Raw genomic sequence first — 7,355 nt, forward strand, 5'->3', positions numbered from 1 at the left:
CGATCGCAAAGTGGGTTGTTAGGATGGGGTGCTAGGCGAGGTCTTCGCGATCGCGCTCCGCACCCCTTCAACAACGCGATCTAGCCCGACTGAGCGCGAGGCTTTAAACAAGATGCGATCGCCCGGCTTCACCATCACGCTTAGTCGGTCAATCACATCGCCATGGCTGACAAAACACTCGGACGCGAGGGGCAGCGCTCCTTGTGCCAACGCTTCAGCTTCTGCCTCATCTGCTAAAATCAGCAATTCATCTAACCCCAACGCTTTCACCTGCTCCCCGACTTGCCGATGATAGGCAACCGCCCAACTGCCCAACTCTTTCATCGTTCCCAGCACTGCAACTTTTCGGTTTCCAGGCGTTTGTGCCAGCAGTTTCAGCGACGCCAGCATCGACTCTAACCCAGCGTTGTAAGTTTCATCCAAAAGCACAATGTCGTTTGCCAATTCATAGCGCCGCGATCGTCCTCCAGGCAACTCTACCTCTAGCCCTGACGCGATCGCTGACCACTCTAGATTTAGGGCGGTTGCCACGCCTAGCGCCGACAAGAAATTGAGCGCGTTGTGCTCTCCGGCAAGCGGCAATTGAAAGGTGAGATCGCCTACCCTGATGCCACCACCCCTGATCTGTCCTTGCACATCCCCGCCAGATAGCCCGTACGTGATGGTTTTGCCGTGCCATACCCTAGCAGCGGTTTCGAGCAAAAGCGGATTGTCATGATTGAGAACTGCGATCGCATCGGAGGGCATTTCGGCAAGGAGTTCGCACTTAGCTTGCGCGATCGCGGCTCTTGAGCCAAGCCTGCCAATATGAGCAGTTCCAACGTTGGTGATCACCGCCACATCCGGGCTAGCGATCTGGCTTAACAGGGCAATTTCTCCTTTCGCTCTCATTCCCATTTCAACTACCGCAAAATCATGCTCATCACTCAGTTCCAAGAGCGTTTTTGGCACCCCAATTTCGTTGTTGTAGTTTGCCTGAGTTTTTAGCACTCGACCATATCGAGCCAAAACAGCCGCTAAAATTTCCTTTGTTGTCGTTTTACCAACTGACCCAGTGATCGCAATGATGGGAATATCAAATTGCGACCTCCACCACTGCCCCAACGCTTGATAGGCAGCTAACGTATCGTTGACCACGATGAGGGGAAGATCGAGGGTGGGGAAGGCGGTATCCACGATCGCGGCAACTGCGCCCTGAGCAAGGGCACTCTCAACAAACCCATGCCCATCAAACGTCTCACCCCGCAACGCCAAAAACACCTCACCCGGTTGAAGGTTACGACTATCGGTGGTGATGCCTGTTGCGATGCATTCTTGATCAAATAAATGGTGAGTTGATGCATCAAGAACGGCAATGATCTGAGCGAGGGATGCATGAAACGGCATAGGGCAAGCAAGAAAAACTAGCTGCTTATTTTAAGCGTTTCCTAGCGCGTATTGTCAACTGTTAAAAGTTGCTCGCTCATAGGGTGAACAGACCCAAAACTTGAGTGGCAAGAATTGGAGAGCCATCAAGACTGGCAACCGCAGGTGCGATCGCAAACCTTTGCCCATCTGTCGCTGTCCTATCTGAGATGCAAGATGAGCAGGGTTCTAGGTTTAAAAGGGCGTCGCGGCTTGGAGGTGAAGCCGTTGCCCACGGCGAGGGTGATCAAAGGTAAGCTCTCGTGCGTGGAGATGGAGGCGAGTTGCTGCCGCACTGCCATACAGCCGATCGCCCAAAATTGGCACTCCAATTCCGCTTTTATCCGCCGCATGAACTCTGATTTGGTGAGTCCGCCCGGTGAGGGGAACAAACTCCAAACGGCAACCCTGCGGTGCGCGATCGCTGACCTGAAATCGAGTGGCGCTCGGTTTACCGCGTTGCCAATCGACTTTTTGTTTCGGGCGATCGCAAGGGTCACTCCAGAGCGGTAGCTCAATCATGCCCTGTCTAGACTCGATCGACTCTGCCAAAATTGCTTCATAGACTTTGTGAACGCGGCGCTGCTGAAACTGCTGACTCAAGATTTGATACGTCGCTCGATCGTGCGCCAAGAGCAGCAACCCAGAGGTATCTTGATCAAGCCGATGCACAGCAAAAATTTCACGGTTCGCGATCGCACATTGCAATCGGCTCACCACGCTATCTTGAGTATGGCGATATCGACCCGGCACAGACAGTAACCCTGACGGCTTGTTCACCACCAGGAGCCATTCATCTTCGTAAATGATCGGCAGATCCAGAGCAGACGGCTCTAGATGCTGAGACAATCCAGATACAGACAATCTAGACAAAGACAATCCAGACAAGAGAAAGCCCATCAAAGGCTGGCAGCGATCGCGGCACGCTCCATAAAAGTTTCCCTCGACCTTATCGCCGTTGGCGGAGGAAGCGCCCCACCAAAACTCTGCCATGGCTAACGGCTTAAGCTGATGGGTTGCTGCATAGTGGAGCAATTTTGGGGCGCAGCAGTCTCCCGTACCAGTCGGTACTGCGCCATAGGGCATGAGTTGGTGCAGCGATCGCGACTCTCCCAAAAAATTGGTCAACCAGTAAGCGCGTTGCATCTGTGCCTGGAGCGCTTGAGACAGGGTTTTTCGCTGCTGCTTCAACTTACCGATCTGATGGTTTGCCTGATCAATCACATGTCGGAGCGGCAGCAAATTAGCATCTCGCTCTTGTTTTAATTGACGTCGTTCAAGTCCATCGCGACGGCTCTCATCATTTAGCACCTCTAGCGATTGAGCAAGTGTTTCACCCACTAGAATTTGAGTTAATCGTTGGCGTTGATCATCACGACTCTGTTTACGTTGACGATGACATACTGAAAGTATGTGCAAACGAGTTTCAAATTCTTGCTGCAATACTGCATATTGTTGCCGTTCTGGAATGTTGTTCAAAGCAAGCAATCTGTGCTTCAGGTCATCGAGCAGCAGCAGGGTACGACTTTCTTCTAAAGTGATGCAATTGGCTTCACCGAGTTGTGATCGATCGCGTCCTGAAATCAAGGGAACCCAACCTTCAACGTCGCTTTTGCCCTTTAGCAAACCAGAGAATGCCTTTAGCACCCACGGTTGACCCAACGCATCTTCAACTAACAGCACCCCAAACATCTTGCCCTCGCAACGGTAACGCTCATCGGCAACAAGTTGTTGCATCAAAGTCTGAGCAATCGCCTCGGCTAAGGGGGTGCGAGGGAGTCTGATGTTGCCCTGATGGTGGCAATCTCCTCTGTACCAATACAAGGCAGCGGAAGAGTCATTAACTCCGCGATCGCACTGGGAGATGAACATTGAAAGCGGATGAAGCATGGCGTACCCAGCCAGAAGATAATCATACTGACATCGATACTGCCATAAGATAGCAACGTTGGGAACGTGAGCATTGCGCCAACCGCAAGCCTTTGGTATCTATTATTTTGCTCTAGCGCCTGCCAAGGTTCCGTTGCGCGCAAACCGATCAGAAAGAAACTGCTGATAAACCGCTTCGTATCCATCCACCATTTGCTTCACGCTAAAGCGCCGATTGACATGAGAACGACAGGCAGCGCGATCGAGCGTTGAAATTTGTTCAAGAGCCGCTACGCAGTCTTCAACGCGATCGCAGAGAAATCCGGTCTTACCATGGTCGATAAGTTCAGGTGCAGCGCCGCGTCTCATGGCAATCACAGGCGTTCCCGCTGCCATCGACTCTACCATGACCAAGCCAAACGGTTCACGCCACGTAATCGGAAACAAAGTTGCGATCGCATTGCCCATCAGTTCATTTTTCTGAGCATGATTTGCCTCGCCCAAATACTCAATTTGCACACCATCGATCTGAGGGCGAATCGACTCTTCAAAGTAATCCACATCGACTCGATCGACTTTTCCCGCTATCTTAAGATGCCAACCTGATCGCTTAGCAATCTCGATCGCTAAGTGGGTGCCTTTTTCGGGTGAGATGCGACCGAGGAAAGCAAGATAGGGCGGATCAGCAGGCTGAGCATAAAACTTGTGAGACTCTAAATCAATGCCGTTGTACACCGTGGAGACATAATTGAGGTTGAGGCGCGGTTCTCGTTGGGTGTCAGAAATGCTGACATAGGGCTGCTGACGCGCATGGGTAAATAACTTCTCATTATCTGGAGTAAAAACCCCATGAAGCGTATGAATAGTTGGCGTTTTCACAAGCTTTGCCAACGGCAAGACAGCACAGCCAATATGGGAATGAATCACATCGAACTCTTGAGCGCGATCGTACGCTCGCCCTAGCTGCAACATCTCGTAAACAGGGTGCTCTTTAACACTAGGATCAAGCCGCAGAGCATGAGGATGAACAGACTCTAGTAGAGCCAAAGTGTGCGAATCGCCAGAAGCAAATAGGGTTACATCATGCCCACGACGCACCAATTCATCGGTTAGCAGGCTAACGACGAGTTCGATTCCACCATACGCAGGCGGTGGAACGCTCTCCCATAGTGGAGCAATCTGAGCAATCCGCATATTCTATTCTCCAATTCGTAGGTCATTATAAATTGCTAAATTAGGTCAAATTTTATGACATCAGAACGGAGTCTGTATCCTGCCTAGGAATGAGCCTTTCGCAGGATAATAACCGCATTGGTAGGGCAAAGAATGCCCTTTATACTGTTTTAGGCTGGCTAACAAACCGCAATTAGGGCTGAATAGAAATGTTTAGCGTATAGGTTGACGCCTCTTTTGTGGAGACAACATCAATAATGTAGGTTCCACTATCCGAGAGTTTGCCGCTCCAGCTAGAGGAACCACTTTGATAGCGCTGAATTGGACTACCTTGAGGATCGATCAGCGTCAATAACACCGTTTGATCGGGTGACTCAATCGAGATGGTGCCGTTTTGCCCGGTCGATGCGATGAAGGTATAGCGATCGATCGCTCTGCGGGGCAAACTTCCCTCGACGCTAGCCGAAGTGCTGCCCGGCGCAAAGGTAATGGCTCCGCGATCGCGATCGCCACCAGTTGTCGGAGCCGCTTGAGCAACCGGAGACGACTCTGGAGAAGCACCCACCGAAGCGGTAGCGGTTGGGGCAGTGTTGGGAACGGTTCTTATAGAAGCTTGCGGAGGGGGGGGTGGAAGCAGAGACGGAGAAGGTGCAGGAGAAACTACCGTCGGCGGGGTTGATTGGCATCCGACGAGCAGCACAAATACTAGACTTGTACCCCACAGCTTGTTGAGAACGTGGTTGTTGAGAAAGTTCCACATCGTCTTTTTCATTGACTTTATCTCCTGAGATTGATGATGCTAAAAACGTTGCACCATGGTAACTTCAACCGTTGCCGCAGTTTTTCCCGGCGGTTTCTCAAATTATGATGACATATCCCCTCGTTGCAGGCTCAACTTTCTTGTCAGCGTTTCCTTTAAGATTCGGTCTGGAGAGTGATGTTGTGCGATCGCGCAATGCTTACTGTAGAGTCTCATCCCTGAATGTAGGGTTGAGGCACAATTCAGATTACTTTTGTCGCCTTTTTCAGATGCCGTTGTTGGGCATCTTTGCTCTATTTATTCATTAAAGTGAACGATTTGAAATGAGAGGTTTGTGATGGATACATCTAAAATTAAAGCGAATCTTGCTGTCTATGCCGAAGGACAGGGAGGCTTAGAGGGTGCATCGGATGTCCATATTGGCAATGTCGATGGGCTAGAAGGCAACCAATACGTCAAATTCACCAAACACGATGTTCCAGAAAGCCAGCCTTCCTGGTTTCCGGTATCTTGGATTCGCGCGATCGATGAGAATGCCATTTTTCTCAACAAAACTATTGAGGAAGTGGCATCCGAAATCGCAGACCACTCGCCCAATGGTTAACCATTTCTACCTAGAGCCAGCATCGTTCACCCGCTAAAGCCAACCGTTAAAGCTGGTTAACCTGCTCAATGATAGAGGTCAACTTTTCGCGATCGCGGTTTGCCACCAGTTTCGATGGAGCCGCTTGAGCCACTCCCCACCGGCTAACTAGCGATCGCAGGAGTGCCTCTTGCTCAGCACGGAACCCATCTAAATTTTCGCCGCCGCCATTCATCACAACAAACCACACCACGCCCTGCTCACGCGTCGGAAACGCCCCTGCTAGAGCACTAACCGCATTTAAGCTGCCAGATTTTGTCACGGTTTGGGCAGGCAAATTGCGCGTTTCCAAAATCCCGGTGTCTTGCCCAACCACAGCAAAGATGTCTGCAATGTTCAGGCTTTTTGGCTCAAGATACCGCTCGATCGCCAGAAACATTGAGCAGACCGCGCGAGGAGAAATGCGGTTCTCGACAGCCAAGCCTGAGCCATTGACTAGCACAACTTCTGCTTGGGGAACGCCCGCTGCCTGAGCCGCTTTATACGAGACAATTTTTGCGCCCCCTACCGAACTAGCAACAATTTCTGCCATCAAATTATTGCTATAGCGGTTCATCCTTTTCAGCAGTTCTGCAAGCGGCAACGATTGATGTTTGAGCAGCGGCTTGAAGGTATTGGGAGGTTCTGAGGCGACTTGAACAGTGCCTGCGATCGCAAGCGTGGGTTTTGCAGTGCCAGCAGGCAAGGTTTGATGTTGTTCTACAACTTCACCCGACCAGGTTCTAGAATCTAAGCTTTGTTTGAGCAATGCTCCAGCTTTCGCCTGATCTAGCTCAAAGTTCATAAAGAACTGACCCACAACAATCAGGTTTCCAGTAACTTGCTTGATCTGCATTTGGTTGAGAAGATTACCGACTGCGATCGCTTCTTCCCAAACAAATAATGGATTGTTATTTCCAACAATAATTAGATCGCCGTTAACAACGCCATTGTCAACGCTACCGTTTGTTCCAACTAAAGTTTCAAAACGATGATCAACCCCAAACGTTTGCAACGCAGCCAGAGACGTTGCCACTTTTGTTAACGATGCGGCTGGTAGTGGAGTAGTGCCCTGATGATTGGCAAGCAACGTAGACCCAGACTGCATCCACACGCCTTGAGCTTGCCCACTAAACCCTTGATCCGCCAGTTTGCCTAAATATTGCTCGATCGTCGCTGTGGTTTGAGGGTCGGGGTTGCCAGATGCTACAGCAAGCGGACTTTGCACCACAGGAGGCACCACAAGTTTACTAACTGCACCCTGAGGATCAGGAGCATTTACCGTGGTGGCGGATGGTTTGTCGTCGCACCCTGTTGCGGTGAGTAACAAGCCAGCAAGCAGTGATAGCAACAAGCGGTTTTGATTGCGAAGCTCAGAGACGTTAGGCATGGGAAGGAGGAGGGTAATTTCTTAGTCAGCATTACAGCTTAGCGCAAATACAACATTCTTATACCAAATCAAAAAATGCCTGCGACAGATAGTGCATTTACGATAAAGCTAAAGCCAGTGACAGAAGCAACGGTTTC

The 7,355-nt window shown here is 50.6% G+C and carries 6 protein-coding genes; 1 reads left to right on the forward strand and 5 read right to left on the reverse strand.

Going from position 1 to position 7,355, the window contains the following annotated elements; translation table 11 throughout:
• Positions 1 to 18: 18 nt before the first annotated feature.
• The 4 genes from GS601_RS15625 to GS601_RS15640 form a co-directional block, all read right to left on the reverse strand.
• A complete protein-coding gene (locus tag GS601_RS15625; RefSeq protein ID WP_162424212.1) occupies positions 19 to 1,386 on the reverse strand; it encodes a UDP-N-acetylmuramoyl-tripeptide--D-alanyl-D-alanine ligase in 1,368 nt (455 codons plus the stop codon).
• Positions 1,387 to 1,599: 213 nt separating this feature from the next.
• Positions 1,600 to 3,294 carry an RluA family pseudouridine synthase gene (locus GS601_RS15630; RefSeq protein WP_162424213.1) on the reverse strand — a complete coding sequence of 565 codons (1,695 nt, stop codon included), beginning with the start codon at positions 3,292 to 3,294 and terminating at the stop codon, positions 1,600 to 1,602.
• Positions 3,295 to 3,396: 102 nt separating this feature from the next.
• A complete protein-coding gene (locus GS601_RS15635) occupies positions 3,397 to 4,467 on the reverse strand; it encodes a glycosyltransferase family 4 protein (RefSeq protein WP_162424214.1) in 1,071 nt (356 codons plus the stop codon).
• A gap of 172 nt (positions 4,468 to 4,639) precedes the next feature.
• Entirely contained in the window at positions 4,640 to 5,218 is a 579-nt protein-coding gene (locus tag GS601_RS15640) for a hypothetical protein (RefSeq protein ID WP_162424215.1), read from the reverse strand.
• A gap of 325 nt (positions 5,219 to 5,543) precedes the next feature.
• On the opposite strand from GS601_RS15640, the gene GS601_RS15645 reads away from it, so the two are divergent.
• On the forward strand, positions 5,544 to 5,810 hold the full coding sequence (locus tag GS601_RS15645; RefSeq protein WP_162424216.1) for a DUF2171 domain-containing protein: 267 nt from the start codon (positions 5,544 to 5,546) through the stop codon (positions 5,808 to 5,810).
• A 46-nt stretch (positions 5,811 to 5,856) separates the two neighbouring features.
• On the opposite strand, the gene GS601_RS15650 is transcribed toward GS601_RS15645, so the two are convergent.
• Positions 5,857 to 7,218 (reverse strand): D-alanyl-D-alanine carboxypeptidase, encoded by a 1,362-nt coding sequence (locus tag GS601_RS15650; protein WP_162424217.1) that lies wholly within the window; start codon positions 7,216 to 7,218, stop codon positions 5,857 to 5,859.
• Between the last annotated feature and the right edge of the window lie 137 nt (positions 7,219 to 7,355).

The organism is Myxacorys almedinensis A (assembly GCF_010091945.1).
Taxonomy (GTDB): domain Bacteria; phylum Cyanobacteriota; class Cyanobacteriia; order Leptolyngbyales; family Leptolyngbyaceae; genus Myxacorys; species Myxacorys almedinensis.